This window comes from Streptomyces sp. NPDC001927 (assembly GCF_053594455.1).
The window spans coordinates 636,273-661,758 of the sequence record NZ_JBSFEN010000005.1; the positions used below are offsets into that span (position 1 = coordinate 636,273).

The 25,486-nt window shown below is 70.9% G+C and carries 25 protein-coding genes and 1 riboswitch; of the genes, 13 read left to right on the plus strand and 12 right to left on the minus strand.

The features are described 5' to 3' along the window. Positions 1-11 precede the first annotated feature (11 nt). Positions 12-680: a TetR/AcrR family transcriptional regulator gene (locus ACWCO8_RS16835; RefSeq protein ID WP_451032804.1), complete on the plus strand. Its 669-nt coding sequence runs from the start codon at positions 12-14 to the stop codon at positions 678-680. On the opposite strand, the gene ACWCO8_RS16840 is transcribed toward ACWCO8_RS16835, so the two are convergent. From ACWCO8_RS16840 to ACWCO8_RS16855, 4 genes are all read right to left on the minus strand, one after another. Then, on the minus strand, positions 572-895 hold the full coding sequence (locus tag ACWCO8_RS16840) for a DMT family transporter (RefSeq protein ID WP_362011337.1): 324 nt from the start codon (positions 893-895) through the stop codon (positions 572-574). The two genes, ACWCO8_RS16835 and ACWCO8_RS16840, sit on opposite strands and share 109 nt — an antisense overlap. A 92-nt stretch (positions 896-987) precedes the next feature. Then, entirely contained in the window at positions 988-2,001 is a 1,014-nt protein-coding gene (gene rsgA, locus ACWCO8_RS16845; protein WP_451032805.1) for a ribosome small subunit-dependent GTPase A, read from the minus strand. A 3-nt stretch (positions 2,002-2,004) separates the two neighbouring features. Then, positions 2,005-3,333, minus strand: coding sequence for a 3-phosphoshikimate 1-carboxyvinyltransferase (gene aroA, locus ACWCO8_RS16850; RefSeq protein ID WP_451032806.1), 1,329 nt, complete (start codon positions 3,331-3,333; stop codon positions 2,005-2,007). Positions 3,334-3,361: 28 nt separating this feature from the next. Then, positions 3,362-4,048 (minus strand): M50 family metallopeptidase, encoded by a 687-nt coding sequence (locus ACWCO8_RS16855; RefSeq protein WP_451032807.1) that lies wholly within the window; start codon positions 4,046-4,048, stop codon positions 3,362-3,364. A 51-nt stretch (positions 4,049-4,099) separates the two neighbouring features. Here ACWCO8_RS16855 and ACWCO8_RS16860 point away from each other — a divergent pair, with 51 nt between their 5' ends. The 8 genes from ACWCO8_RS16860 (at position 4,100) to def (ending at position 11,431) form a co-directional block, all read left to right on the plus strand. After that, a complete protein-coding gene (locus ACWCO8_RS16860; protein ID WP_451032808.1) occupies positions 4,100-4,915 on the plus strand; it encodes an SOS response-associated peptidase in 816 nt (271 codons plus the stop codon). A 69-nt stretch (positions 4,916-4,984) separates the two neighbouring features. Further along, positions 4,985-5,620, plus strand: a complete 636-nt coding sequence (locus ACWCO8_RS16865; RefSeq protein WP_451032809.1) for an alpha/beta hydrolase family protein — start codon at positions 4,985-4,987, stop codon at positions 5,618-5,620. Positions 5,621-5,860: 240 nt separating this feature from the next. After that, positions 5,861-6,517 carry a sigma-70 family RNA polymerase sigma factor gene (locus tag ACWCO8_RS16870; RefSeq protein WP_362011464.1) on the plus strand — a complete coding sequence of 219 codons (657 nt, stop codon included), beginning with the start codon at positions 5,861-5,863 and terminating at the stop codon, positions 6,515-6,517. After that, complete coding sequence (gene rsrA / locus ACWCO8_RS16875; protein ID WP_362011354.1) at positions 6,514-6,813, plus strand: mycothiol system anti-sigma-R factor; 300 nt, start codon at positions 6,514-6,516, stop codon at positions 6,811-6,813. Before ACWCO8_RS16870 ends, rsrA begins: the two co-directional genes overlap by 4 nt. Before the next feature lie 144 nt (positions 6,814-6,957). Beyond that, positions 6,958-8,382, plus strand: a complete 1,425-nt coding sequence (locus ACWCO8_RS16880) for an HD-GYP domain-containing protein (protein ID WP_451032859.1) — start codon at positions 6,958-6,960, stop codon at positions 8,380-8,382. Continuing rightward, the gene (locus tag ACWCO8_RS16885) at positions 8,379-9,659 is read left to right on the plus strand and encodes an HD domain-containing protein (RefSeq protein ID WP_451032810.1); all 1,281 of its coding nucleotides are present in this window, start codon (positions 8,379-8,381) and stop codon (positions 9,657-9,659) included. Before ACWCO8_RS16880 ends, ACWCO8_RS16885 begins: the two co-directional genes overlap by 4 nt. Before the next feature lie 79 nt (positions 9,660-9,738). Beyond that, the gene (locus tag ACWCO8_RS16890; RefSeq protein ID WP_451032811.1) at positions 9,739-10,719 is read left to right on the plus strand and encodes a tetratricopeptide repeat protein; all 981 of its coding nucleotides are present in this window, start codon (positions 9,739-9,741) and stop codon (positions 10,717-10,719) included. Between the two features lie 82 nt (positions 10,720-10,801). Further along, positions 10,802-11,431, plus strand: coding sequence for a peptide deformylase (def, locus tag ACWCO8_RS16895; protein ID WP_362011357.1), 630 nt, complete (start codon positions 10,802-10,804; stop codon positions 11,429-11,431). Between the two features lie 109 nt (positions 11,432-11,540). Here def and ACWCO8_RS16900 read toward each other — a convergent pair whose 3' ends face one another. The 6 genes from ACWCO8_RS16900 to ACWCO8_RS16925 form a co-directional block, all read right to left on the minus strand. Further along, positions 11,541-12,551: a ribonucleotide-diphosphate reductase subunit beta gene (locus ACWCO8_RS16900; protein ID WP_451032812.1), complete on the minus strand. Its 1,011-nt coding sequence runs from the start codon at positions 12,549-12,551 to the stop codon at positions 11,541-11,543. Continuing rightward, the gene (locus tag ACWCO8_RS16905; protein ID WP_451032813.1) at positions 12,551-14,929 is read right to left on the minus strand and encodes a ribonucleoside-diphosphate reductase subunit alpha; all 2,379 of its coding nucleotides are present in this window, start codon (positions 14,927-14,929) and stop codon (positions 12,551-12,553) included. The genes ACWCO8_RS16900 and ACWCO8_RS16905 overlap by 1 nt, the downstream gene beginning before the upstream one ends. Positions 14,930-15,055: 126 nt before the next feature. Then, a riboswitch (cobalamin riboswitch) is annotated at positions 15,056-15,180 on the minus strand. 52 nt (positions 15,181-15,232) lie between these two features. Continuing rightward, on the minus strand, positions 15,233-15,736 hold the full coding sequence (locus tag ACWCO8_RS16910) for a GNAT family N-acetyltransferase (RefSeq protein WP_451032814.1): 504 nt from the start codon (positions 15,734-15,736) through the stop codon (positions 15,233-15,235). Between the two features lie 90 nt (positions 15,737-15,826). Further along, positions 15,827-17,452, minus strand: coding sequence for a monocarboxylate uptake permease MctP (mctP, locus tag ACWCO8_RS16915; protein ID WP_362011366.1), 1,626 nt, complete (start codon positions 17,450-17,452; stop codon positions 15,827-15,829). Further along, complete coding sequence (locus ACWCO8_RS16920) at positions 17,449-17,715, minus strand: DUF3311 domain-containing protein (RefSeq protein ID WP_451032815.1); 267 nt, start codon at positions 17,713-17,715, stop codon at positions 17,449-17,451. Before ACWCO8_RS16920 ends, mctP begins: the two co-directional genes overlap by 4 nt. A gap of 114 nt (positions 17,716-17,829) precedes the next feature. After that, the gene (locus ACWCO8_RS16925; RefSeq protein WP_362011472.1) at positions 17,830-18,594 is read right to left on the minus strand and encodes a GntR family transcriptional regulator; all 765 of its coding nucleotides are present in this window, start codon (positions 18,592-18,594) and stop codon (positions 17,830-17,832) included. A gap of 283 nt (positions 18,595-18,877) precedes the next feature. Here ACWCO8_RS16925 and ACWCO8_RS16930 point away from each other — a divergent pair, with 283 nt between their 5' ends. From ACWCO8_RS16930 to ACWCO8_RS16945, 4 genes are all read left to right on the plus strand, one after another. Beyond that, the gene (locus ACWCO8_RS16930; protein WP_451032816.1) at positions 18,878-20,158 is read left to right on the plus strand and encodes an extracellular solute-binding protein; all 1,281 of its coding nucleotides are present in this window, start codon (positions 18,878-18,880) and stop codon (positions 20,156-20,158) included. 78 nt (positions 20,159-20,236) lie between these two features. Next, positions 20,237-21,229, plus strand: coding sequence for a carbohydrate ABC transporter permease (locus tag ACWCO8_RS16935; protein ID WP_451032817.1), 993 nt, complete (start codon positions 20,237-20,239; stop codon positions 21,227-21,229). After that, on the plus strand, positions 21,226-22,083 hold the full coding sequence (locus ACWCO8_RS16940; protein ID WP_451032818.1) for a carbohydrate ABC transporter permease: 858 nt from the start codon (positions 21,226-21,228) through the stop codon (positions 22,081-22,083). Before ACWCO8_RS16935 ends, ACWCO8_RS16940 begins: the two co-directional genes overlap by 4 nt. Before the next feature lie 9 nt (positions 22,084-22,092). After that, positions 22,093-23,622, plus strand: a complete 1,530-nt coding sequence (locus tag ACWCO8_RS16945; RefSeq protein WP_451032819.1) for a glycoside hydrolase family 3 protein — start codon at positions 22,093-22,095, stop codon at positions 23,620-23,622. Positions 23,623-23,701: 79 nt separating this feature from the next. On the opposite strand, the gene nagB is transcribed toward ACWCO8_RS16945, so the two are convergent. Next, the gene (gene nagB / locus ACWCO8_RS16950; protein ID WP_362011382.1) at positions 23,702-24,487 is read right to left on the minus strand and encodes a glucosamine-6-phosphate deaminase; all 786 of its coding nucleotides are present in this window, start codon (positions 24,485-24,487) and stop codon (positions 23,702-23,704) included. A 172-nt stretch (positions 24,488-24,659) separates the two neighbouring features. Beyond that, on the minus strand, positions 24,660-25,418 hold the full coding sequence (locus ACWCO8_RS16955) for an SDR family oxidoreductase (RefSeq protein WP_451032820.1): 759 nt from the start codon (positions 25,416-25,418) through the stop codon (positions 24,660-24,662). Between the last annotated feature and the right edge of the window lie 68 nt (positions 25,419-25,486).

Consider the following 25,486-nt stretch of genomic DNA (forward strand, 5'->3'; position numbering starts at 1 on the left):
TGGAGGCGACGATGCCGACTGCCCGTGAGGCCCTGTTGAACGCCGCCCACGCGGCACTCACGGGGCTGCCCTGGTCCGCCGTCCGGATGGTGGACGTCGCCTCCGCCGCCGGCGTCTCCCGGCAGACCCTGTACAACGAGTTCGGCTCCAAGGAGGGCATGGCCAGGGCGCTCGTACGGCGCGAGGCCGACGCGTACCTCCAGGGCGTCGAGCGGGTCGTCGCCGCGCCCGCCCCGCCCCGGCGGAACCTGGCCGCCGTCGCCGAGTGGACCGTCTCCGAGGCCTTCACGCGCCCCGTCCTGCGGGCCCTGCTCACCGGCTGCTGGGGCGAGCGGCTCCCCGTGCCCCGCCCCGCGCGGGCCGGAGCCCGCGCCTCCGCCGTCCCCGCCCAGCGCCGCGCCGACGCGGGCGTGCCGTCCCCCGCCGACCTGCTCGGGCTCGCCCGCGACCGGGCGGTGACGGCGCTGCACGGCGACCAGGGGGAGGACGTACGACGGTCGTGCGAGGTCGTCCTGCGGCTCGCGCTCTCGTACGTCGTCGCCCCCGCCCCCATCGTGGGGCCGCAGGACGGTCAGTGGGCGGATCCGGAGAGCTGGAGCCCGACGACCCCGACGATGACCAGCGTGATCGACACGATCTTCAGCGTGGACACCACGTCGCCGAGGAAGATCATTCCGTAGATCGCCGTCCCGGCCGCGCCGATGCCGGTCCACACCGCGTACGCGGGGCCCACGTCCAGCTTGCGCAGGGCGAGCGTCAGGAGTCCGAAGCTGCCGAGGGCGAAACAGGCGAACGCGACGGTGGGCCACAGGCGGGTGAATCCGTGCGAGAGCTTGAGGCAGACCGCGAACCCCGTCTCCAGGATTCCCGCGACCACCACCAGCAGCCACGCCATCGTCAGTGCCTCCCACGCCGTCGGTGACTGCTTCGTCGCACTTGGTGCGATTATGCACTTACCAACTCCCGCGAGCCGCAAACGTGCGCGACTCAGTCGCCGTCGCGTCGCTCCCGCGTGGCGAGCAGCCGCCGCAGCGAATACAGCCGGGCCGGATCGGCGTGCCCCTCGGCCACCCACGCGTCCAGCGCGCAGTCCGGCTCGTCGTGGCTGCAGGCCCGCGGACAGTTGTCCGTACCGGGGACCAGATCGGGGAAGGCGAGGATCACCCGGGACGGGTCGACGTGGTGGAGGCCGAAGGAGCGCACGCCGGGAGTGTCGATCACCCAGCCGCCCTCCTTGTCGTTGAGCGGGAGCGCGAGCGCCGACGTGGTGGTGTGCCGGCCGCGCCCGGTGACCGCGTTGACATGGCCCGTCGTCCGCCGCCTGTCCTCCGGGACAAGCGCGTTGACCAGCGTCGTCTTGCCGACTCCGGAGTGCCCGACGAACGCGGTCGTACGCCCCTTGAGGTGCTCGTGGACCCGCTCGGCGGCGACCCCGTCCACGAACTCGTCGCGCGTGGTCACCACGTACGGGACACCGAGCGCGCCGTACATCTCCAGGAGCTCGTCGGGCTTGGCCAGGTCCGACTTGGTCAGGACGAGGAGCGGGGTGAGCCCGCCGTCGTACGCGGCGACCAGACAGCGGTCGATGAGCCGGGGGCGGGGCTCGGGGTCGGCGAGCGCGGTGACGATCGCGAGCTGGTCGGCGTTGGCGACCACCACCCGCTCGTACGGGTCGTCATCGTCGGCCGTACGGCGGAGCACGGAGGTGCGGTCACCGATCCGTACGATCCGGGCCAGCGTGTCCTTCTCGCCGGAGAGATCGCCCACGAGGGAGACCCGGTCGCCGACGACGGCGGCCTTGCGGCCCAGCTCGCGGGCCTTCATCGCCAGGACCGCGCGGTCGTCGACGAGGACGGTGAGCCGGCCCCGGTCCACGGTGAGGACCATGCCCTCGACCGCGTCCTCGTGCTTGGGACGGATGCTGGTGCGGGGACGGTTGCCCTTGCGGTTGGGCCGCTGGCGGATGTCGTCCTCGTCGGTGCGCTTCCCGTAGTGCCGCATGGCTCAGGCTCCGAGCATTTCGGTCCACATCCTGGGGAAGTCGGGCAAGGTCTTGGCCGTCGTCGCCACGTTCTCGATCTCCACTCCCTCGACCGCGAGGCCGATGATCGCGCCCGCCGTCGCCATCCGGTGGTCGTGGTACGTGTGGAAGACCCCGCCGTGCAGCGGGCGCGGGCGGATGACGAGCCCGTCCTCGGTCTCGGTGACGTCGCCGCCGAGCTCGTTGATCTCCTTGGTCAGGGCGGCGAGGCGGTCCGTCTCGTGCAGGCGCAGATGGGCGACGCCGCGGAGCGTGGACGGGGAGTCGGCGAGCGCCGCGACCGCCGCGATGCCGGGGGTCAGCTCGCCGACCTCGCTCAGGTCCACGTCGATGCCGTGGATCCGGCCGGTGCCGGTGAAGGTGAGACCGGCCTCGGTCAGCTCGCAGGAGCCACCCATCTCGGTGAAGATCTCCCGCAGCGCGTCACCGGGCTGGGTGGTCCTGGCCGGCCAGTCGGGGACGGTCACACGGCCGCCGGTGACCAGGGCCGCGGCCAGGAACGGCTGGGCGTTCGACAGGTCGGGCTCGACGGTCAGGTCGCGGCCGAGCAGCGCGGACGGGGAGACCCGCCAGACGTTCGGCTCGCCGCCGGTCTCCGGCTCGTCGACCTGGGCGCCGACGCCGCGGAGCATGTCGACGGTCATCCGAATGTGCGGCATGGAGGGGAGCTTCGAGCCCACGTGGCGTACCTCCACCCCCTGGTTGAAGCGGGGTGCGGAGAGCAGCAGCGCGCTGACGAACTGGGAGGACGAGGAGGCGTCGATCTCCACCGGGCCGCCGTCGAGCGCCCCGCCGCCGTGCACGGTCATCGGCAGCGCGCCGCGGCCGTCGTCGTCGATCCGGGCGCCGAGCGCGCGCAGCGCGTCGATCACACCGTGCAGCGGGCGCTCGTGGGAGCGGGCGTCGCCGTCGAAGCGGACCGGGCCGTCGGCGAGGGCCGCGACCGGGGGCAGGAAGCGCATGACCGTACCGGCGTTGCCGACGTCCACGGTCGCCGGGCCGCGCAGCCCGGCCGGGATGATCCGCCAGGCCTCGCCCGTACCGTCCGGGCCGACGCCCTCCTCGATCTTGACGCCCAGCGTGCGCAGGGCCTCCGCCATCAGGAGCGTGTCGCGGGAGCGCAGCGGGCGGCGCAGCCAGCCGGGCTCGGCGGCGAGCGCGGCGAGGACCAGACCGCGGTTGGTGACCGACTTCGATCCGGGCACGGTGACGGTCGCGTCGACGGCACCGCTGGCATGGGGCGCGGGCCAGGGGTCGGTGTGCAGGTCGGCGTGCGAGGAGGTTTCGGTCATGCCCTCACTTTAGTGGGGCACGCGGCGGCTACAGCCCGAGCAGCCAGCGGCCTCCGCCGATCAGGGAGCAGATCGACACCGCGTGGAAGAAGAAGAGCCAGAGCGCCGGGGGGACATGGGTGAGCCGGGCGAGCTGGTCGGCGTCCGAGTCCGGCGCACCGCCGTGCCGCCGCTTGCCCTGCAGCTCGAAGACCGGGCGCACCCCGCCGACGAGCAGGAACCAGACGACGGCGTACGCGAACGCCGACTGCACGTCCGGGCCGGTGAGCCAGGAGACGAGGAGGAAGGCGGCGCCCGTGAGGAGAACCGTGAAGATCCCGTACAGGTTCCGGACCATCAGCAGCATGGCGAGGAGCAGCGCGGTCGCGAGCCAGAGCAGGAGCGTGATCCGGTGGTCGGCCAGCAGCCAGGCGCCGCCGAGGCCGAGCAGCGGGGCGGCGGTGTAGCCGGCGGCGGCGGTGAGGATCATGCCGAGGCCGGTGGGGCGACCGCGCGAGACGGTGAGACCGCTGGTGTCCGAGTGGAGCCGGATGGACTGCAGGCGGCGCCCGGTGACGAGGGCGATGAGGCCGTGGCCGCCTTCGTGGGCGATGGTGATGGCGTTGCGGGAGAGCCGCCATATCGCGCGGGGCACGGTGACGATGAGGGCGGCCACGCCGGTGACGATGACCAGCCACTCTTCGGGGGCGGGCTGGGTGCCGAGGACTTCGTTCATTTTTCGGACTGGCTCCTCAGCGTCGTCGGGGATCGTGGCAGTGTGGCACGTATGTGCGGACGGTATGCAGCGAGTCGGGCGCCTCAGGACTTGGTGGGCGTCTTCGGAGTCGAGAAGTGGGAGCCCGAGGAGACCCTCGCTCCGGACTGGAACGTGGCTCCGACGAAGGAGGTCTACGCGGTTCTGGAGCGTCCTCTGAAAGACGCGGAATCGCGGCGGCCGGTTCGCCAGATGCGGGCACTGAAGTGGGGGCTCGTGCCGTCCTGGTCGAAGTCGCCGGAGGGCGCGGCCCGGATGATCAACGCGCGGGCGGAGACGCTGGCGGAGAAGCCGTCCTTCAAGAAGGCCTTCGCGGCGCGGCGGTGCATCCTGCCGGCGGATGGCTACTACGAGTGGGTCACCGGGTCGGGGGAGCGGGAGCTGGAGGTCGAGGGGAAGAAGAAGCGGCCTCGGAAGCAGCCGTACTTCGTGACGCCGGCGGACGGGTCGGTCTTCGCGATGGCGGGTCTCTACGAGTTCTGGCGCGACCGGACCGTGGCGGACGGGGATCCGCTGGCGTGGTGGGTGACGTGCTCGGTCATCACGACGGAGGCGGAGGCGGGCCCGCTGGGCGTGGCGCCCGCGGAGGGCCCGGGCTCGCTCGCGGAGATCCACCCGCGTATGCCGCTGATGCTGACCCCGGACCGCTGGGACGCGTGGCTGGACCCGCACCGCACGGACCTGGACGAACTCCAGGACCTCCTCGCGGCACCCCCGGAGGGCCTGATGCGGGCGTACCCCGTCGCGACGGCGGTCAGCAACGTCCGCAACAACGGCCCGGACCTCCTGACGGAATTGGAGGGCCCGGAGGTGGCCACGCTGTTCTGACGGTGCGGCTTCGCCCCGAGCCGAGCGCGGCAGGCACGCGCTGTCGGCGAGGAGCGGCACCATGGGCCTATGAGTCGTAGCGAGATGGTGGGGACCGAGGTCGGGGACGCGCGGGTCACCTGGTTCGTCGGGGAGAAGGCCTGGGTCGTGCTCGCGCTATCCCATGGGGCCGGGGGCGGGATCGAGGCGCGGGATCTTCAGGCGATCGCCGCGGAGCTGCCCGCCCAAGGGGTGAGCGTCGCGCTGGTCGAGCAGCCCTGGCGGGTGGCCGGGAAGAAGGTGGCGCCTGCGCCCAAGACGCTTGATGTGGGGTGGCGGGGGGTTTGGCCCGCCCTTGTCGGCGCCGGGCTGCCCGTGATCGCCGGGGGGCGGTCCGCCGGGGCTCGGGTTGCTTGTCGGACCGGGAAGGAGCTGGGTGCCCTCGCCGTGCTCGCGTTGAGTTTTCCGCTGCATCCGCCCGGCAAGCCCGAGAAGTCCCGGGCCGACGAGCTCCTCGGCACCGGGCTGCCCACCCTCGTCGTCCAGGGCGGCAACGACTCCTTCGGGAAGCCCGAGGAGTTCCCCGAAGGGGCGTATCGGATGGTTGACGTGCCCTATGGGGATCACGGCTTCGCCGTTGCCAAGCGGGCGCCCGTCACGCCCGACGAGACCCTTGATCGGATCGTGCGGGGCGTCGGCTCGTGGGTCTCGTCGATTCGGGGGTGAGCCCGGGAATGCCCGGCACCTGCCCACGGTTGTGACCCATGTCGGTGTGAGAGCAAGGAAGAGGGAGTCCGTCGCATGGGTTCGACCATCTGCCCCGAGCGCGCGCAGGCCGCTGACCTCGACTGGACGGTCCTGCCCGCTCCCAAGACCGCCCCTATTCGGGCGGCGGGCGGAGCGGTTCCTCGTCTATCCTCCGAAACGAGCGGGTCCGCCTTCGGATTCGCCGCAGCGCTGGAGGAGGTGGGTCCGGTCACTGGGACCGACACAGGGACCGACGACGGCCCGGAGGAGACGACCGCGGAGCGCAACGCGCGCTTCGAGCGGGACGCCCTCGGCTACCTCGACCAGATGTACTCCGCCGCCCTGCGCATGACGCGCAACCCCGCAGACGCCGAGGACCTGGTCCAGGAGACGTACGCCAAGGCGTACGGTTCGTTCCACCAGTTCCGCGAGGGTACGAATCTGAAGGCCTGGCTGTACCGCATCCTGACCAACACCTTCATCAACTCGTACCGCAAGAAGCAGCGTGAGCCCCAGCGCAGCGCCGCCGAGGAGATCGAGGACTGGCAGCTCGCCCGCGCCGAGTCGCACATGTCGACCGGACTGCGGTCCGCCGAGTCGCAGGCGCTCGACCACCTGCCGGACTCGGACGTCAAGGAAGCGCTGCAGGCGATCCCCGAGGAATTCCGCATCGCCGTCTATCTCGCCGATGTAGAGGGCTTTGCGTACAAGGAGATCGCGGACATCATGGGGACACCCATCGGTACCGTCATGTCCCGACTGCACCGGGGACGCCGCCAATTGCGCGGCATGCTCGAGGACTACGCCCGCGACCGCGGGCTCGTGCCCGCGGGCGCCGGAGAGTCGTCGAACGATCGGAAAGGCTCGGGCTCATGAGCTGCGGAGAGCCGCATGAGACGGACTGCTCGGAGGTCCTGGACCACCTCTACGAGTTTCTCGACAGAGAGATGCCCGACAGTGACTGCACCAAGTTCGAGGTCCACTTCGAGGAGTGCTCCCCGTGCCTGGAGAAGTACGGCCTGGAACAGGCGGTGAAGAAGCTCGTCAAGCGCTGCTGCGGCAGTGACGACGTGCCCACCGACCTGCGGGCCAAGGTGATGGGCCGGATCGACCTGATCCGCTCCGGCGAGCTGGTGCCCGAGAAGGACATCACGGCCACCGCCCAGGAGTAGATCCCCTTCGTGTGACGAGGGCCGCCGCGAACGCATCGCGGCGGCCCTCACGCATACATCAGCTTGTATCACCCGATGGTGCGAATCGGCCGGGGGCCGCCCGCGCACCGCCCCCAACTCGCTAGCGTGACTGGCGTGATGGGCGTGAAGGCGATTCCGCGAGCGGCACGTGTGTACATCGGCGTGGCCCTTCTCGCCGCCGCCGCGTGCGCGCTCCCGGCGCTGCGCCCCGGCGCGCACACCGCGTGGGGCGCCGTCGCGCTGCTCGCCGCCCTGTACGCGCTCTGCGAGCTCCCCGCGCGCTGCCGGCTCCTCGGCCGGGTGCTCGGCGGCTCGGTGCCCATGGGCGCCGGCTCCTTCTTCCCGGTCCTGCTCGCCTCGGCCCTCCTCCTGCCGCCCTCCGCCGCCGCGCTCACCGCGCTGCCCGGCGCCCTGCTCGCCCGGGTGGAGCAGCGGCCCGCCGCGGTGCGCCGGGCCTGGCGGACGGCCCAGCTCCTGATCTCCGTCTCGGCCGCCGCGCACGTCGCCGGGGCCCTGGGCAGCCGCGAGGCCCTCGGCAGGGGGCCGGACGCCCCCGACTTCCCGTACGCCCTGCTCCCTGCGGCCGCCTCCGCGCTCACCTTCTGCCTGGTCCTGACCGCCCTCGACGGCGGGGTCAGGATCGCCGCCGACCGGATCCCGCCCCGCACCGCCTGGCAGGGGCTCCTCGGCCGGACGCTCGCCCCGCACGCCGTGCACGGCCTCGCCGGGCTGATGATGGCGGTGCTCTGGCGGAGCACGTACGGGCCGGTCGCCGCGCTCTTCGTCCTGCTGCCCATGTACATCTCCTGCTGGGTCTTCGCCCAGTACCACCGCGAGCGCGCCGCCCACCAGGCGACGATCCGCGCGCTCGTGCAGGCCGTCGACATCAAGGACCGGTACACCCGCGGCCACAGCGAACGGGTGGGGCAGGCCTCCGTGCTGATCGCCCAGGAGCTGGGCCTGGCCGACGAGCGTCTGGAGATCCTCCGCTTCGCGGGGATCCTGCACGACGTGGGCAAGCTCGGCGTACCGACCAGGATCCTGCGGAAGGACGGGCCGCTGACGCCCGAGGAGCGCCGGATCATCGAGCTGCACCCGGAGTACGGCCACGAGATGGTCCGGGGCATCGGCTTCCTCGGGGAGGCCAGGGCGGCGATCCTGCACCACCACGAGAGGATGGACGGCAGCGGATACCCGTACGGGCTCAGCGGGGAGCAGATCCCCGAGTTCGCCCGGGTGGTCGCGGTCGCCGACGCCTTCGACGCGATGACCTCGACCCGCTCCTACAGCCGGGGCCGGCCCGTCGAGGCGGCCGTGGCGGAGCTGGAGCGGTGCGCGGGCTCGCACTTCGACCCCCGGATGGTCGCCGCGCTCGTCCAGGCCCTCGACCGGCACGGCTGGCAGACCGCCGTCACGGCGGACGAGCCCTGCACCCCGGCCGCCACACCCGCCGCACCGCCGGTCCCGCAGGCACGTGTCCCCGCGCCCGCACCCGTACCGCCCGCCTCCGCGCCCCCCGCACCCGTGCCCCCCGGTGGCCGCCCGTGAAGGCCGGGGCGCCGATCGTCGGGGTCGTCGGGGTCGTCCGCGGCGCCGCCCTCGCGCTGACCGTCGCCGGGTTCGGGGCCACGCTCTGGAGCGGGGTCAGCGAGCCCGGGAACGCGCTCGCGTTCGGCGTGCTCATCGCGCTCGGCGAGCTGGCTCGCTGGGGCGCCCTGCCCGGGGACCGGGAGCCCGCGCCACTCGCGACCGCCGGGGCCCTCGCGTACGCCCTGCTCGGCGAGCAGGCGGGGACGGCGACCACCCACGGCGTCCTCCAGATCGTCGCCGTCGTCGTCGCCGGCGGGCTCGTCGGGATCGTCCCGCACATCGCCCGCGGCGTCGGCCCCGACCTCGACCACCAGGCCCGCCGCATCCTCACCGTCGGCTTCGCCGCCCTCTGCTTCCAGCCGCTCTACAACTCCGGCGAGGTGAGCGAGCGCCTCGGCCACGGCCCCGCCTACGCCCTCTTCCTCGTGCTCCTCCTGGTCCTCACCGCCCTGTGCGACGCCGTCCTCGCCGCCCTGATGCTCCGCGCCCGCAAGGGATACCCCTACGGCCCGCTCCTCCGCGACGAGCTGCGGGCCCTGATCGGCATCGGCTCCGCCGTCTGCGCCACCGGCACCGTCATGGCCCTCGGGGTGGCCGCCGCCGGGCTCTGGGCCCTGCCCGTCTTCTGCGTGCCGCTGCTGCTCACCCAGGTCTCCTTCCGGCGGTACGCGGCGGTGCGCACCACCAACCGGCAGACCATCGCCTCCCTCGCCCGCGCCACCGAGATCGCCGGCTGTACCCCACCGGGGCACGCCCGCCGTGTCGCCGCGCTCAGCGCCGCCGTCGGCCGTGAGCTGGGTCTCTCCGGGGCCGATCTGACCGTCCTGGAGTACGCGGCCCTCATGCACGACATCGGGCAGCTCTCCCTCGTCGACCCCGTCCCCGAAGGCGCCACCGCCCTCCTCCCGGCCGAGGAACAGCGTCGGATCGCGCTCCTCGGCGGGGCGGTCGTCCGGCAGACCGGTGTCCCCGCCGCCGTGGCCGTCGTCGTGGAGCGGCAGGCCGACCCGTACCGCGACCAACCGGTGCCCGCCCGGATCGTCCGTACCGTCAACGCCTACGACGATCTGGCGGGAACCGGCACGGGCGCGGGGGCCGGCGGGTCGCTCGCCGCCCTCGAACAGCTCCGCCTCGCCACCGCCCGCGACCACCACCCGGACGTGGTGGAATCCCTCGCGAGAGTCCTCGCGAGAGGCGGTGTGACCGGGGGCGTCACCCCTGCTCCTCCTGGGTAACCCATGGGTAATGAGCGCGCGTCCAACCGGGCATGGTTGGATGCGAACAAGAGGGTGAAGCGACCGGCAGGCGGGAATCGTGAGGATCTTCGGGAAGGTACGGCATCGGCCCTCCGCCTCGTGGCGGCAGGCCACCGACCGCGCGTTCACGCTGATCGGTGACGGCCGGTACGAGGACGCGGGCGCGCTGCTCACGCGCGCGGCGGATCTGGAGCCCTGGCTCTCGGAGTCCTGGTTCAACCTGGCGCTGCTGCACAAGTTCCGGCACGACTGGGAGCAGGCCCGGGCCGCGGGGCTGCGCGCCGTCGCCCTGCTCGACAAGGAGACCGGCGCTCCCGACTGGTGGAACGTCGGCATCGCCGCCACCGCGCTCCAGGACTGGCCGCTGGCCCGCCGTGCCTGGCAGGCGTACGGACTGAAGGTGCCCGGCGCCTCCGCCGGGACCGGTGAGCCCGCCGGGATGGAGCTGGGCAGCGCCGCCGTGCGGCTGTCGCCCGAGGGCGAGGCCGAGGTCGTGTGGGGCCGCAGGCTGGACCCCGCGCGGATCGAGATCCTCTCGATCCCGCTGCCGTCCTCCGGCCGCCGCTGGGGCGAGGTCGTCCTGCACGACGGCGTGCCCAACGGCGAGCGCACGACGAGCGCGGGCCCGTCCTACCCCGTCTTCGACGAGATCGAGCTCTGGGCCCCCTCGCCCGTCCCCACCTGGGTCGTCCTCCTGGAGGCCGCCACCGAGGCCGACCGGGACGCCCTGGAGCAGCTCGCCGCCGACGCCGGGTTCGCCGCCGAGGACTGGTCCTCGTCGGTCCGGCTGCTCTGCCGCGCCTGCTCGGAGTCGACCATGCCCAGCGCCGAGGGCGAGGGCGAGCACCTGGACCCGCACGACCACAGCGAGCCGGGCCACCCCGGGCCGCTCGGCCACCGCTCGCCCGGCGAGCTCTGGGTCCCCGAGCGGGAGTGCGGGATCGCCGCACCCGTGGGCCTGGTCCGCGGGCTGCTCGACGGCTGGGTGGCGGACAGCCCGGACAGCCGTGAGTGGCGTGATCTCGAAGAGGTCTGCTGATCCTTCTGCTGATTCCGCCCAGATCCTGCCCTTAGGCTGTACGGGACCATTGACTGGGGTTCTGAGGAAGGCGTGCGGCGGAATGGCGCAGCAGGAGACTGACGAGCAGATCAACGACGGTTTCGTCGTGGACACGGAGGACTGCGAGGCGCGTGAGCTCGCGTACCGCGAGCGGGGTACGGCGCGTCCGATCACCGTCGTCGGCAACCCGGTGCTGCACCGGGAGTGCAAGGACGTCACCGAGTTCGACGACAAGCTCGCCGCGCTGATCGACGACATGTTCGCCAGCCAGAAGGCCGCCGAGGGCGTGGGCCTGGCCGCGAACCAGATCGGTGTCGACCTCAAGGTCTTCGTCTACGACTGCCCCGACGACGAGGGCGTCCGGCACACCGGCGTCGTCGTCAACCCGGTGCTCCAGGAGCTGCCGGCCGAGCAGCGCGTCCTGGACGAGTCCAACGAGGGCTGCCTCTCCGTCCCGACCGCGTACGCCGAGCTGGCCCGCCCGGACTTCGCCGAGGTGCACGGCCAGGACGCCCAGGGCAACCCGATCAAGGTCCGGGGCACCGGCTACTTCGCGCGCTGCCTCCAGCACGAGACGGACCACCTGTACGGCTTCCTGTACATCGATAAGCTCTCCAAGCGGGACCGCAAGGACGCCCTGCGCCAGATGGACGAGGGCACCCCGCGCTACGAGACCGTCCCCAACGACTGATCCCGTACGCGTACTTGTCTTCGGACACGTACGTGTCCGCGGACACGACGAAGGGCCCCCTCCCCCGGAGCGGGGCCCTTCGCCCGTCTGTGCCTGGAACGCGTGAGGCCTAGAAGTCCTCGTCCAGGTCCACCGAGCCCTCGACCGCCACCTGGTAGGCGGACGGGCGGCGCTCGAAGAAGTTCGTCAGCTCCTGGACGCCCTGGAGCTCCATGAACGCGAACGGGTTCTCGGAGCCGTAGACCGGGGCGAAGCCGAGCCGGACCAGGCGCTGGTCGGCGACGCACTGAAGGTACTCGCGCATCGACTCGGTGTTCATGCCCGGCAGGCCGTCGCCGCACAGGTCGCGGCCGAACTGCAGCTCAGCCTCCACGGCCTCCTTCAGCATGTCGACGACCTGCTGCTGAAGCGCGTCGTCGAAGAGCTCCGGCTCCTCCTTGCGGACGGTGTCCACGACCTCGAAGGCGAAGTTCATGTGCATCGTCTCGTCGCGGAACACCCAGTTGGTGCCGGTCGCGAGACCGTGCAGCAGACCGCGGGACCGGAACCAGTACACGTAGGCGAAGGCACCGTAGAAGAACAGGCCCTCGATGCACGCGGCGAAGCAGATCAGGTTCAGCAGGAAGCGGCGGCGGTCGGCCTGGGTCTCCAAGCGGTCGATCTTCTCGACCGAGTCCATCCACTTGAAGCAGAACTGCGCCTTCTCGCGGATGGAGGGGATGTTCTCCACCGCGTCGAACGCGGCGGCACGGTCCTCCGGGTCGGGCAGGTAGGTGTCGAGCAGCGTCAGATAGAACTGGACGTGCACGGCCTCCTCGAACAGCTGGCGCGAGAGGTAGAGGCGCGCCTCGGGGGAGTTGATGTGCTTGTACAGCGTCAGCACGAGGTTGTTCGCGACGATCGAGTCACCGGTCGCGAAGAACGCGACCAGGCGGCCGATCATGTGCTGCTCGCCCGGCGACAGCTTGGCGAGGTCGGCGACGTCCGAGTGGAGGTCGACCTCCTCCACTGTCCAGGTGTTCTTGATCGCGTCCCGGTAGCGCTCGTAGAAGTCCGGGTAGCGCATCGGACGCAGGGTCAGTTCGAAGCCCGGGTCGAGCAGGTTCTTGTTGTCGGACATTACTGGCAGGCCTCGCAGGACTCGGGGTTCTCAAGGGAGCAGGCGACGGCGTCGGGGTCGGCGACCTGCTGGACGGGGATGGTGGCGGCGGCGGGCGCCGAGGCCTGGGCCGCGCGGGCGATCCGGGTCGCCGGGCGGGAGCGCAGGTAGTACGTCGTCTTCAGGCCCTGCTTCCAGGCGTACGCGTACATCGACGACAGCTTGCCGATGGTCGGCGTCTCCAGGAACAGGTTCAGCGACTGCGACTGGTCCAGGAACGGTGTGCGGGCGGCGGCCATGTCGATCAGACCGCGCTGCGGGATCTCCCACGCCGTCCGGTACAGCTCGCGCACCTCGGCCGGGACCCAGGTGAAGCCGGCCACCGAGCCGTTGGACTCGCGCAGCGCCTCACGGGTCTGCGCGTCCCACACGCCGAGCTTCTTGAGCTCCTGCACCAGGTACGAGTTGACCTGGAGGAACTCGCCCGAGAGCGTCTCGCGCTTGAACAGGTTGGAGACCTGCGGCTCGATGCACTCGTACACGCCCGCGATCGAGGCGATCGTCGCCGTCGGCGCGATGGCGAGCAGCAGGCTGTTGCGCATGCCGACGGTCGCGATCCGCTCGCGCAGCGCGGCCCAGCGCTCGGGCCAGTTGAGCTCGACGTCGTAGTGGTCGGGGTGCAGGACACCGCGCGCGGCACGGGTCTTGTCCCAGGCCGGGACGGGGCCGTTGCGCTCGGCGAGGTCGGCGGAGGCCTCGTACGCGGCGAGCATGATCCGCTCGGCGATCCGGGTGGAGAGCGCCCGCGCCTCGGGGGAGTCGAACGGCAGCTTCAGCTGGAAGAAGACGTCCTGGAGGCCCATCGCGCCCAGGCCCACCGGGCGCCAGCGGGCGTTGGAGCGGCCGGCCTGCTCGGTCGGGTAGAAGTTGATGTCCACGACCCGGTCGAGGAAGGTGACGGCCGTACGGACGGTCTCGTCGAGCCGCTCCCAGTCGATGTCCGAACCGACGACGAACGCACCCAGGTTGACGGAGCCGAGGTTGCACACGGCCGTCTCCCCGTCGTCCGTGACCTCCAGGATCTCCGTGCAGAGGTTCGAGGAGTGGACCGTGTGGCCCGGCTCGGCGGTCTGGTTGGCCGTACGGTTCGAGGCGTCCTTGAACGTCATCCAGCCGTTGCCGGTCTGGGCCAGGGTCCGCATCATCCGGCCGTACAGGTCACGGGCCGGCATGGTCTTGCGGGCCAGGCCCTTCGCCTCGGCGGCGCGGTACGCGGCGTCGAACTCGTCGCCCCACAGGTCGACCAGCTCGGGCACGTCCGCCGGGGAGAACAGCGACCACTCGGCGTCCGCGTTGACCCGGCGCATGAACTCGTCCGGGATCCAGTGCGCGAGGTTCAGGTTGTGCGTACGCCGGGCGTCCTCACCGGTGTTGTCGCGCAGCTCCAGGAACTCCTCGATGTCCGCGTGCCAGGTCTCCAGGTAGACCGCGGCCGCGCCCTTGCGCCGGCCGCCCTGGTTCACGGCCGCCACGGAGGCGTCCAGGGTCTTCAGGAACGGCACGATGCCGTTGGAGTGCCCGTTGGTGCCGCGGATCAGCGAACCGCGGGCGCGGATGCGGGAGTACGACAGGCCGATGCCGCCCGCGTGCTTCGAGAGGCGCGCGACCTGGTGGTACCGGTCGTAGATGGAGTCCAGCTCGTCCAGCGGGGAGTCGAGGAGGTAGCAGGACGACATCTGCGGGTGGCGGGTGCCGGAGTTGAAGAGCGTGGGGGAGGAGGGCAGGTAGTCGAGCCGGCTCATCAGCCCGTAGAGCGCGGCGACCTCGTCCAGGGCGCGGGCGGAGTCGTCCTCGGCGAGGCCGCAGGCGACACGCAGCATGAAGTGCTGCGGGGTCTCGATCACCTTGCGGGTGATCGGGTGGCGCAGCAGGTAGCGGGAGTAGAGGGTGCGCAGACCGAAGTAGCCGAAGCGGTCGTCCGCCTGCCCGTCGATGAGCGCGTCGAGCCGGTCGGCGTGCAGCGTGACGAAGTCGGCGGTGCGGTCGGCGATCAGGCCCTCGTGGTGACCGACGGCGACGGAGGCGGAGAAGTTGACCGAGCCCTGGGAGGCCGCCTCGTCCGCGATCGTGATGGTCAGCAGCCGGGCCGCGAGCCGGGAGTAGGCCGGGTCCTCGGCGATGAGACCCGCGGCCGCCTCGGTGGCCAGCTCGCGCAGCTCCGCCTCGTCCGAGCCGGCGTTGCGGCCCCGCAGCGCGGCGGCGGCGACCTTGCCGGGGTCGGTGTCCGTGAGGTCGGCGGTGAGGTCGGTCAGGGTCCGCAGGAGCACGGTCCCGGGTCCGTCGCTCTCGTTGCCGTCGCTCTCGATCGCTGCGGCCGGATCGGCGGGCGCGATGGTCACGTGGGGCTCTCCCTCGCTCGGCTCGGGGCCGGCGGGGGAGGCGGGCGGCGGCTCCCCGAAGGCAGGGGCGAGCCGCGCCACGGCCCACTCCGCGAGGCCCTGACGTCTGTGTCACCCGGAACGGAAGGACCGGGCGTGCTGTCGGCAGGTCTTCGGACTGACCGGACGGACGAAGCCGTCAAAAGCACACCGTTGCGGGACAGTTCCGGATTCGCACCGGATTCCCCTGCGACGACAGCGAGGATGAGCATACATGTGGGGGGCGCCGCTCGCGGCACCCCCCACATGTTGTGTCGCGTCGCGTCACAGCTCCAGGGCGTAGGTGAGCAGCGGGATTGTGTCCGGTATCGGCGACCAGTCCCGTTCCGGGGTCCGGACGAATCCCATCCGCTCGTACACCCGGTGTGCGGCGGCCATCGCGGGGTCGGTCGACAGCACGATCCGGGTACATCCGGGCAGCGCCCGGGCGCGCTCCACGCACGTCCGGACGAGGGCCTCGCCGGTGCCCCGGCCGCGCGCGTCGGGGGCGACCACGAGCATCCGGAACTCGGCCTCGCCCGCCTGCGCCACGTCCGCCCAGCGCGTGCCGCCCGGCACGAAGGTGACACCCCCGAGGATCCGCCCCGCGCCGTCGGTGGCGACGAGCACCTCGGCCTCGGCGGCCCGGCCTGCGACGTCCGCGAGGACGGGCAGATAGGGGTCCTCCGCGCCGAAGAACAGCAGACCGTCGCCCAGGTAGGTCCCCGCGGTGAGTTCGCCGAGCGTCTCGTACTCCTCGGGCCGTACCGCCCTGATCGTGATGTCCATGGGCCGCAGTCTGCCCGAGGGGCACGGCGAAGGGCCCGGGGATTTCCGCTCGGAAACCCCGGGCCCTCCGGTCGTGCTGTCGCTACGGCGTCAGTGCGTGCTCGCGCCGACCTTCGGCAGCTCGGTCGAGACGCCCTTGTCGCCCGCGTCCGCCGTGTAGTCCGACGGCGAGGTCTCGTCGATGCCCTCCGGCGCCTTCACGGCCTTCAGGACGAAGGTGAGGACGACGGTGACGATGACGTTGATCACGAAGGCGGTGAGGCCGATGTAGCCGATCTCGCCGATGCCCGGGATCTCGGCGGACGAGCCGCCGAAGTGCTTCTGGGTCGGGCTGGCCACGCCGTACGCCGCCGCCGTGCCGTAGACCATGCCGACGGCCCAGCCGGCGAGCAGCGCCCAGCGGTGGAACCAGCGGGTGAACAGGCCGCCGACCAGGGCCGGGAGGGTCTGCAGGATCCAGATGCCGCCGAGCAGCTGGAAGTTGATCGCGACCGTCTTGTCCATGGTGAGGACGAAGGCGAGCGCGCCGACCTTCACGAGCAGCGACACCAGCTTGGACACCTTGGTCTCCTGCTCCGGCGTGGCGTCCGGCTTCAGGAAGTCCTTGTAGATGTTGCGGGTGAAAAGGTTGGCGGCGGCGATCGACATGATGGCGGCCGGCACGAGCGCGCCGATGCCGATGGCGGCGAAGGCCACACCCGCGAACCAGTCCGGGAACATGTTCTCGAAGAGCTGCGGGATCGCGAGCTGGCCGTTGGAGACCTTGACCCCGGCGGCGATCGCCATGAAGCCGAGCAGCGCGAGCAGGCCCAGCATCAGCGAGTACAGCGGCAGGATCGTGGTGTTGCGGCGGATCACGTCACGGCTGCGCGAGGAGAGCGTCGCCGTGATCGAGTGCGGGTACATGAAGAGCGCGAGCGCCGAGCCGAGCGCGAGCGTCGCGTAGCCCCACTGGCCCATCTCGCCGGGCACGAGCGCGCCGCGCGGCTTGTCGGTCGCCGGGTTGATCGTCGCGTACGCCTCGCCGGCCTTGGCGAAGATCTCGTCGAAGCCGCCCAGCTTGATCGGGATGTAGATGATCGCCACCGCGATGACGATGTAGATCAGGGTGTCCTTGACGAAGGCGATGAGCGCCGGGGCGCGCAGACCCGAGGAGTACGTGTACGCCGCGAGGACACCGAAGGCGATGAGCAGCGGCAGGTCCTTGATGAACCAGTGCGTGTTCTCGCCGCCGCCGACGCCCATCACGTCCAGGACGGCCTGGATGCCGACCAGCTGGAGCGCGATGTACGGCATGGTCGCGAGGATGCCGGTGAGGGCGACCGCGAGGGACAGGCCCTTGGAGCCGAAGCGGCCGCGGACGAAGTCCGAGGTGGTGACGTACCCGTGCTTGTGCGACACCGACCAGAGGCGGGGCAGGAAGGTGAAGATCAGCGGGTAGACCAGGATCGTGTACGGCACGGCGAAGAAGCCGGCCGCGCCCGCCGCGTAGATCGCCGCGGGGACCGCGACGAAGGTGTACGCGGTGTAGAGGTCGCCGCCGAGCAGGAACCAGGTGACCCAGGTGCCGAACGACCGGCCGCCGAGGCCCCATTCGTCGAGGCTGTTCTCGTTGGCGGCTCTGCGCCAGCGCGAGGCCAGGAAGCCCATGACCGTGACGGCCAGGAAGAAGAAGATGAACACGGCGAGTGCGACGCCGTTCACGCCGTCCTTCATCGCGACGCACCTGCCTTCCGGGCGCGCTGGTCACGCTGCCAGAGCGTGTACGCGACCATCGTCAGCGCGGTCGAGATGACGACCCACGCCATCTGGTACCAGTAGAAGAACGGGATGCCGATGAACGTCGGCTCGACCTTCGCGTACGAACTCACCCAGAGCATCGCCACGAAGGGGGCGAACAGGCAGAGCGCCACGACGACCCTTTGGGGCGTGACGGTTGGTGGTTTCCCCTGTGTCTCTTCCGACGTCTCTTGCGACATACGGCGGACCGTCCCCTCGCTGATCACCTGTTGTAATGCGCAGGAAATCTAGGGGACGGTTTCGCGGTATGGAACCCCTGTCCGGATAGCGGACGGTGGGTGTGCGGCCTTTTGTCAGCCGTTGGGGCGCTTGAGCCTGGCAACGAACTTGTATCGGTCGCCGCGGTACACCGAACGCACCCATTCGACCGGCTCGCCCTGGGCGTCCAGCGAGTGGCGGGAGAGCATCAGCATCGGCAGGCCCACGTCCGTACCGAGCAGGCCTGCCTCGCGCGGGGTGGCGAGCGAGGTCTCGATGGTCTCCTCGGCCTCGGCGAGGTGGACGTCGTACACCTCGGCGAGCGCGGTGTAGAGCGAGGTGTACTTCACCAGCGAACGGCGCAGCGCGGGGAAGCGCTTGGCCGAAAGATGGGTGGTCTCGATCGCCATCGGCTCGCCGCTCGCCAGCCGCAGCCGCTCGATCCGCAGGACGCGCCCGCCGGGGGAGATGTCGAGCAGCCCGGCGAGGGTGTCGTCGGCCGTGACGTACCCGATGTCGAGCAGCTGCGAGGTGGGCTCCAGGCCCTGGGCGCGCATGTCCTCCGTGTAGGAGGTGAGCTGGAGCGCCTGGGAGACCTTGGGCTTGGCGACGAACGTGCCCTTGCCCTGGATGCGTTCGAGCCGGCCCTCGACGACCAGTTCCTGGAGGGCCTGGCGCACGGTGGTGCGCGAGGTGTCGAACTCGGCGGCCAGGGTGCGCTCGGGCGGGACCGGGGTGCCGGGGGGCAAGGTTTCGGTCATGTCGAGCAAGTGCCGCTTCAGCCGGTAGTACTTGGGTACGCGCGCGGTGCGGGTGGCGACGCCGCCCTCTTTGTCCGTGCTGCCCGCGTCCGTGGCCATGGCCTGCCTTCCCGACTGCTGTCCTGCTGCCGTCACCGGCTCCTCCGTCTGTCGCGGCTCACATGGTGGCACGGACCGGTCACGGGTCGTCGCCCTCCCTCAGGTGTCGGTCCGATAACGGACGCGACTGCCCTTCTTATACACCCTTGACACCCCTAAAGGTCTAGGCCAAGCTCCGGGTACTGGTCTAAACCATTAAAGACCAGGTCCCAGCCCCACGAGCACTACTCGACGTATGTCTTCGCGCGGTGGGGGGGTTGCAGGCATCCCTGAGGAGGGTGGCGTGAAGCGCAAGCTCATCGCGGCGATCGGCGTCGCGGGCATCATGGTCAGCGTTGCGGCGTGTGGCGGTACTGACAAGAGCGGGGACAACGCCGGCGGCGACGCCAAGGAGCTGACCGTCTGGCTGACGGTCGACGCCCAGAACAACTGGCCGGAGCTGGTCAAGGCCGCCGACGACGCGGTGACGAAGAAGCACCCGGGCATCAAGATCAAGCACGAGTACTACGGCTGGCCGGACAAGAACACCAAGCTCGACGCGGTGCTCGCCACGGACAAGGCCCCGGACGTTGTCGAGATGGGCAACTCCGAGATGATCAGCTACATGGCCAAGGGTGCCTTCGCCGAGGTCGACCCGTCGAAGTTCGAGAACTCCGACAAGTGGCTCGACGCCCTCAAGGACTCGGTCACCTACAACGGCAAGACCTACGGCGTCCCCTACTACGCCGGTGGCCGCGTGGGCACCTGGCGCAAGGACATCGCCGCCGAGGCGGGCGTCAAGGCCGCCCCGAAGACCTGGGCCGAGCTGACCACCGCGCTCGACGCCATCCAGAAGAAGAAGGGCGACAAGTTCAGCGCCTGGTACCAGCCGTCGCCGGACTGGTACGCCGCGATGTCCTTCGTCTTCGACGCGGGCGGCTCCATCGCCAAGCAGGAGGGCGAGACCTGGAAGGCCAGCCTCTCCTCGCCCGAGTCCCTCAAGGGCCTCAACGAGTACAAGAACATCGTCGACAAGTACATGCACGGCGACAAGACCAAGGACGAGGCCGACCGCCCGGTCGTCTTCGGCCAGGGCAACGCCGCCACGATGTTCGCCGCCGGCTGGGAGGGCGCCACCGCGGCCGCCCCGGAGAGCGACAAGGTCGGCGGGCTGAAGGACAAGCTCGAGAACTTCGTGATGCCCGGCCCGTCCGGCAAGAACCTCCCGGTCTTCCTCGGCGGCTCGGACCTGGCCATCCCGGTCAAGTCCAAGGCGCAGGGCGTGGCGGCCGAGTGGATCGCCGCCTTCACCGGCGCCGAGGGCCAGAAGGGCCTCGTCGCCAAGGGCAACCTGCCCAACAACAAGGCGGACCTCGCCCCGCTGAAGGCCGACCCGGCCACCACCGTCGCGGCCACCGCCGCCGAGTCCAGCTGGTTCGTCCCGACCGCCCCGGGCTGGGGGCAGGTCGAGAAGGCCCAGATCCTCAAGACGATGCTCATCGAGATCGCCAACGGCAAGAAGTCGGTCGACGCCGCCGCGAAGGACGCGGACGCCGCGATCGACAAGGTCATCAACACCAAGTGACCTATGGGCAGGGCCCCGTCACCACGATGACGGGGCCCTGCTTCCCGTACCACGAGAGGGATCGCTGAGGAGCACGGGATGAGTGCCGCAGACACAACCACCGCGAAGGTGCCGCCGGCGCGGCAATCGCCACCATCCGGCTCCGCAGCCGGTACCCCGAAGCCGGGGAAGAAGCTGACCGCGGGCGGGGGTGGGATCCCATGGCTGCTGCTCGCGCCCTGCCTGCTCATCCTGCTCCTGGTGCTCGGCTACCCGCTCGTGCGCCTGGTCACCCTCTCCTTCCAGGTCTTCGGACAGCCCCAGCTCTGGGGCTTCCAGGAGGCCGAGTGGGCCGGCGTCGACAACTTCACCAAGATCCTCGGCGACGGCGAGTTCTGGGCCGTCGTCCTGCGCACCGTGATCTTCGCGGGCGGCGCCGTGATCGCCACCATGGTCATCGGCATGCTGATCGCGCTGCTGCTCCAGCGGGTCTCCGGCTGGGTCAAGACGCTCATCAACATCGCGCTCGTGGCGAGCTGGGGCATGCCCATCATCGTCGCCACCGCCATCTTCAAGTGGCTCTTCGACGCCGACTACGGCGTCCTCAACTGGCTGTTCAGCAAGATCCCCGGCGTCGACATGATCGGCCACAACTGGTTCGCCAGCGGCCCGCAGGGCCTCGCCGTCATCATGCTGCTCGTGGTCTGGGGCGCCGTGCCCTTCGTCGTCATCACCCTGAGCGCCGGTCTGACGCAGGTCCCCAAGGAGCTGGAGGAGGCCGCGCGCCTCGACGGCGCCGGAGCCTGGGGCGTCTTCCGCTTCGTGACCCTGCCCATCCTCAAGCCGATCATCGTCATGCTGACGACGCTCTCGGTCATCTGGGACATGGGCGTCTTCCCGCAGGTCTACGTGATGCGCAACGGCCACCCCGAGGCCGAGTTCCAGCTGCTCACCACGTACTCCTTCGACAAGGCCTTCGTCGTCAACGACTACGGCACCGGCTCCGCGATCGCCCTCGTCACCGTCGTCCTGCTGCTCGGCGTGGTCGCCGTGTACATGCGGCAGATGCTCAAGATCGGAGAGGTCGAGTGAGCGCAGCGAACGCAGCAGGCGGCCGCGTGACCCGCCGCCGCAAGTCCAAGCTCGGCTGGAACCTGATCGGGCTCCTGGTCTTCGTCACGGTCGGCTTCCCGGTCTACTGGATGGTCAACACGGCCTTCAAGCCGGCCAAGGACGCCATCGACCCGAACCCGCACTTCTTCCCGTCCGTGTTCACGCTGGACAACTTCACGCGTGCCCTGGACATCGCGGACTTCTGGGGCCCGGTCACCCGCAGCCTCATCGTCTCCTCGGTGGTCGTCGTCATCGGCATCATCGTCGGCATGCTGGCGGCGCTCGCCATCTCCCGGTTCGCCTTCCGCGGCCGCAAGATCGTCATCGTCGGCATCCTCGCCGTCCAGATGGTCCCGCTCGTCGCGATGATCATCCCGGTCTTCCTGATGCTCAACGACCTGGGCCAGTACGACAAGATCAGCGGCCTGATCATCACCTACCTGACCTTCATCCTGCCCTTCACGGTGTGGACGCTGCGCGGATTCATCGTCAACATCCCGAAGGAGCTGGAGGAGGCGGCCATGGTCGACGGCTGCACCCGCACCGGCGCCTTCATGCGGGTCGTCTTCCCGCTGCTCGCCCCCGGCATGGTCGCCACCTCCGTCTACGGCTTCATCCAGGCGTGGAACGAGTACCTCTACGCGCTGATGCTGATGAGCCAGCAGAACCAGACGGCCACCGTCTGGCTCGGCAACTTCATCACGAAGAACGGCACCGAGTACGCCCCGATGATGGCGGGCTCCACCATGATGGCCGTCCCCATCGTGATCCTCTTCCTCCTCGTCCAGCGCAAGATGGCCGCGGGCCTGACGGCCGGCGCGGTGAAGGGATAACGCCGCCTCATGACCACACTCGTCAGCGCATCGGACACCCTGACCCGTGACGCGCTCACGGTCCTCCAGCCCGGCTTCGTCGGCACGACCGCGCCCGACTGGCTGCTCCGCAGGATCGGTGAGGGCCTCTCCTCCGTCGGCCTGTTCGGCCGGAACATCGCCTCCCCCGAGCAGCTCGCCGCGCTCACCGCGCAGCTGCGGGCCGAGCGGGACGACGTCCTCGTCGCCATCGACGAGGAGGGCGGCGACGTCACCCGCCTCGAGGTCCGGCACGGGTCCTCCTTCCCCGGCAACTACGCCCTCGGCGCGGTCGACGACGTCGACCTCACCCGGTCCGTCGCCGCCGAGCTCGGCCGCCGGCTCGCCGCCTGCGGGGTCGACCTCAACTGGGCGCCGTCGGCGGACGTGAACTCCAACGCCGACAACCCGGTCATCGGCGTCCGCTCCTTCGGCGCGGGCCCCGATTTGGTCGCCCGGCACACCGTGGCGTACGTCGAGGGCCTGCAGGCCGTCGGGGTCGCCGCGTGCACCAAGCACTTCCCCGGACACGGCGACACCAACGTGGACTCGCACCACGCGCTGCCCCGGATCGATGTGGATCTCGCCACACTGCACGCCCGTGAGCTGGTACCTTTCCGCGCTGCCATCGCCGCGGGTACCAAAGCGGTCATGAGCGCGCATATCCTGCTCTCCGCGCTCGACCCCGAGCGCCCGGCGACCCTGAGCCCGCAGATCCTGACCGGTCTGCTCCGCCAGGAGCTGGGCTTCGAGGGGCTGATCGTCACCGATGGCATGGAGATGCAGGCCATCGCGTCGACGTACGGCATCGAGCGTGGATCCGTCCTCGCGATCGCCGCGGGCGCCGACGCCATCTGCGTCGGCGGCGGGCTGGCCGACGAGGACACCGTACTGCGGCTGCGCGACGCGCTGGTCGCAGCGGTACGGACCGGTGAACTGCCCGAGGAGCGGCTGGCCGACGCCGCGGCGCGGGTACGCGCCCTGGCGGCATGGACCCAGGCGCACCGGGCCAGGGGGGCTGAATCGGGGCCGGGCGCGGCAGTGCAGGAGGGGACCGCGCCCGGCACCGAGATCGGGCTCGTCGCCGCCCGCAGGGCCGTGACGCTCACCCCGGGGGAGCTGCCCTACACACCCGTGACCGACGCTCCGTACGTCGCCGCCTTCACCCCGGTCGCCAACATCGCCGTGGGGGACGAGACGCCCTGGGGTGTCGCGGCCGAGCTGGCGCGGCTGCTTCCGGGCACCGAGACCGGCGCGTTCGACGAGCCGTCGGTGGACGCCGTGCTCGCCGCGGCGAAGGAGCGGCGGATCGTCGCGGTCGTCCGGGACGCCCACCGGCACCCGTGGATGACCGAGGCCCTCGACGCCCTGCTCGCGGCCCGCCCGGACACCGTCGTGGTGGAGATGGGCCTGAACCAGGCCCCGCCCCGCGGCGCCCTGCACATCGCCACGCACGGCGCGGCCCGCGTCTGCGGCCGCGCGGCGGCGGAGGCCATCGCCGGGGTCCGGGACGGGGTCTGAGAGCGAATCTGCGGTCTGTACGTGAGAGGGGCCCGGCACCTGAATCAGGTGCCGGGCCCCTCTCACGTACGCACAGGTCCTAGATGCCCTGCCAGGTCGGCTTGTTGGCGAAGGTGTGGCGGAAGTAGTCCGCGAGCTTCAGCTTGGACGCGGCGGCCTCGTCCACGACGACCGTGGCGTGCGGGTGCAGCTGGAGCGCGGAGGCCGGCACGATCGCGGCGACCGGGCCTTCGACGGTCTGGGCCACGGCGTCCGCCTTGCCCTCGCCGGTGGCCAGGAGCACCAGGTGCCGGGCCTCCAGGATGGTGCCGATGCCCTGGGTGATGACGTGGTGCGGCACCTGCTCGATGTCGTTGTCGAAGAAGCGCGCGTTGTCGACGCGGGTCTGCTCGGTGAGCGTCTTGATCCGCGTCCGGGAGGCGAGCGAGGAGCACGGCTCGTTGAAGCCGATGTGCCCGTCGGTCCCGATGCCGAGGATCTGCAGGTCGACCCCGCCGGCCTCGCGCAGGGCCAGGTCGTAGGCCTCGCAGGCCGCCTGGACGTCCTCGGCCGAGCCGTCCGGGCCCATGAAGGCGTCCGCGGAGAGCCCGAGCGGCTCGACGACCTGGCGCAGGACGGTGGAGCGGTAGGACTCCGGGTGCCCGGTGGGCAGCCCGACGTACTCGTCCAGCTGAGCGATCCGGGCGCGCGAGGCGTCCACGGAACCGGCCTTGACCTGGGCGATCAGGGCCTCGTAGATGGGCAGCGGAGTAGAGCCGGTGGCAACGCCGAGCAGCGCGTCGGGCTTGCGGCGCAGGAGGCCGGCGATGCCGTCCGCGATGAGCTCTCCGCCTGCCGTGGCGTCCGGGACGATGACAACTTCCACGCTGTGCCTGCCGATCTGGTGAGGGGCTGGTGAGGGGCCTGGTGGTATAGACCAATCAAAGCTCAATCTAGCAGAGCGGAGGCCGTCCGCTCAGGCCCTTCCAACCGGCGGACGGTGCCCTCCCCATGGTCGAACGGCACGCCCTCCGCAGCCACCGGAGCCCCACCCCCGGTCAGGCGATCGAACCCCCTGTCGCGTCGATCCACTGCCCCGTCACCCAGCGCCCGTCGTGCGAGGCCAGGAAGGCCACCACGTCGGCTATGTCCGCGGGCTCCCCGACCCGCCCGAGCGTCGAGAGGGCCGCCGCGCCCGCCCACGCCTCGTCGTTCCCGCGCAGCCACGTCGCGTTGATGTCCGTGTCCACGATCCCGGGCGCCACCGCGTTGACCGTGATGCCCCGCGCGCCGAGCACCTTGGACAGATAGCGCGTGAAGGTGTCCAGGGCGCTCTTCGACATCGCGTACGCGATCAGCTCGGGCATCATGGCGGCCTGGCTCAGGCCTGTGGAGACGTTGATGATCCGGCCCCCGTCCCGCAGCCGCTCCGCCCCCTGCTGCGCGAGGAAGAACGGCGCCTTCGTGTTCACCGCGAAGACCCGGTCGTACTCCGCCTCGTCGATCGTCGCGAACGGCTGCGAGGCCGTGATCCCCGCGTTGTTGACGAGGATGTCGAGCCCGTCCGATCCCACCCGCTCGTCGAACCGCGCCCAGAGCGCCGCCGCGTCCCCGTCCGTACCGAGCTCCTGGCCGATCGCGAACGCCTCGCCGCCCGCCGCCTCGATCGCCGCGACGGTCTCCTTCGCGGCCGTCTCATTGGCTCCGTAGTGCACCGCGACCCGCGCGCCGTCCCGGCCGAGCCGCTCGGCGATGCCCCGCCCGATGCCCCGGCTGCCGCCCGTGACCAGTGCCGTCCTGCCCGTGAGCGCACCCATGGGACGCCCCCCTCACTTCTTTAGTGGTCGTTACAGAAAAGACCGTAGCATCACTTCCGTAGTGCCCG

Excerpts from the sequence above, each read along its gene's own strand:
- ACWCO8_RS16835 (WP_451032804.1), top strand. The coding sequence starts at position 12 with ATGCCGACTGCCCGTGAGGCCCTGTTGAACGCCGCCCACGCGGCACTC.
- ACWCO8_RS16840 (WP_362011337.1), bottom strand. The coding sequence starts at position 895 with ATGGCGTGGCTGCTGGTGGTGGTCGCGGGAATCCTGGAGACGGGGTTC.
- rsgA (WP_451032805.1), bottom strand. The coding sequence starts at position 2,001 with ATGCGGCACTACGGGAAGCGCACCGACGAGGACGACATCCGCCAGCGG.
- aroA (WP_451032806.1), bottom strand. The coding sequence starts at position 3,333 with ATGACCGAAACCTCCTCGCACGCCGACCTGCACACCGACCCCTGGCCC.
- ACWCO8_RS16855 (WP_451032807.1), bottom strand. The coding sequence starts at position 4,048 with ATGAACGAAGTCCTCGGCACCCAGCCCGCCCCCGAAGAGTGGCTGGTC.
- ACWCO8_RS16860 (WP_451032808.1), top strand. The coding sequence starts at position 4,100 with ATGTGCGGACGGTATGCAGCGAGTCGGGCGCCTCAGGACTTGGTGGGC.
- ACWCO8_RS16865 (WP_451032809.1), top strand. The coding sequence starts at position 4,985 with ATGAGTCGTAGCGAGATGGTGGGGACCGAGGTCGGGGACGCGCGGGTC.
- rsrA (WP_362011354.1), top strand. The coding sequence starts at position 6,514 with ATGAGCTGCGGAGAGCCGCATGAGACGGACTGCTCGGAGGTCCTGGAC.
- def (WP_362011357.1), top strand. The coding sequence starts at position 10,802 with ATGGCGCAGCAGGAGACTGACGAGCAGATCAACGACGGTTTCGTCGTG.
- ACWCO8_RS16900 (WP_451032812.1), bottom strand. The coding sequence starts at position 12,551 with ATGTCCGACAACAAGAACCTGCTCGACCCGGGCTTCGAACTGACCCTG.
- ACWCO8_RS16910 (WP_451032814.1), bottom strand. The coding sequence starts at position 15,736 with ATGGACATCACGATCAGGGCGGTACGGCCCGAGGAGTACGAGACGCTC.
- mctP (WP_362011366.1), bottom strand. The coding sequence starts at position 17,452 with ATGAAGGACGGCGTGAACGGCGTCGCACTCGCCGTGTTCATCTTCTTC.
- ACWCO8_RS16920 (WP_451032815.1), bottom strand. The coding sequence starts at position 17,715 with ATGTCGCAAGAGACGTCGGAAGAGACACAGGGGAAACCACCAACCGTC.
- ACWCO8_RS16925 (WP_362011472.1), bottom strand. The coding sequence starts at position 18,594 with ATGGCCACGGACGCGGGCAGCACGGACAAAGAGGGCGGCGTCGCCACC.
- ACWCO8_RS16935 (WP_451032817.1), top strand. The coding sequence starts at position 20,237 with ATGAGTGCCGCAGACACAACCACCGCGAAGGTGCCGCCGGCGCGGCAA.
- ACWCO8_RS16945 (WP_451032819.1), top strand. The coding sequence starts at position 22,093 with ATGACCACACTCGTCAGCGCATCGGACACCCTGACCCGTGACGCGCTC.
- ACWCO8_RS16955 (WP_451032820.1), bottom strand. The coding sequence starts at position 25,418 with ATGGGTGCGCTCACGGGCAGGACGGCACTGGTCACGGGCGGCAGCCGG.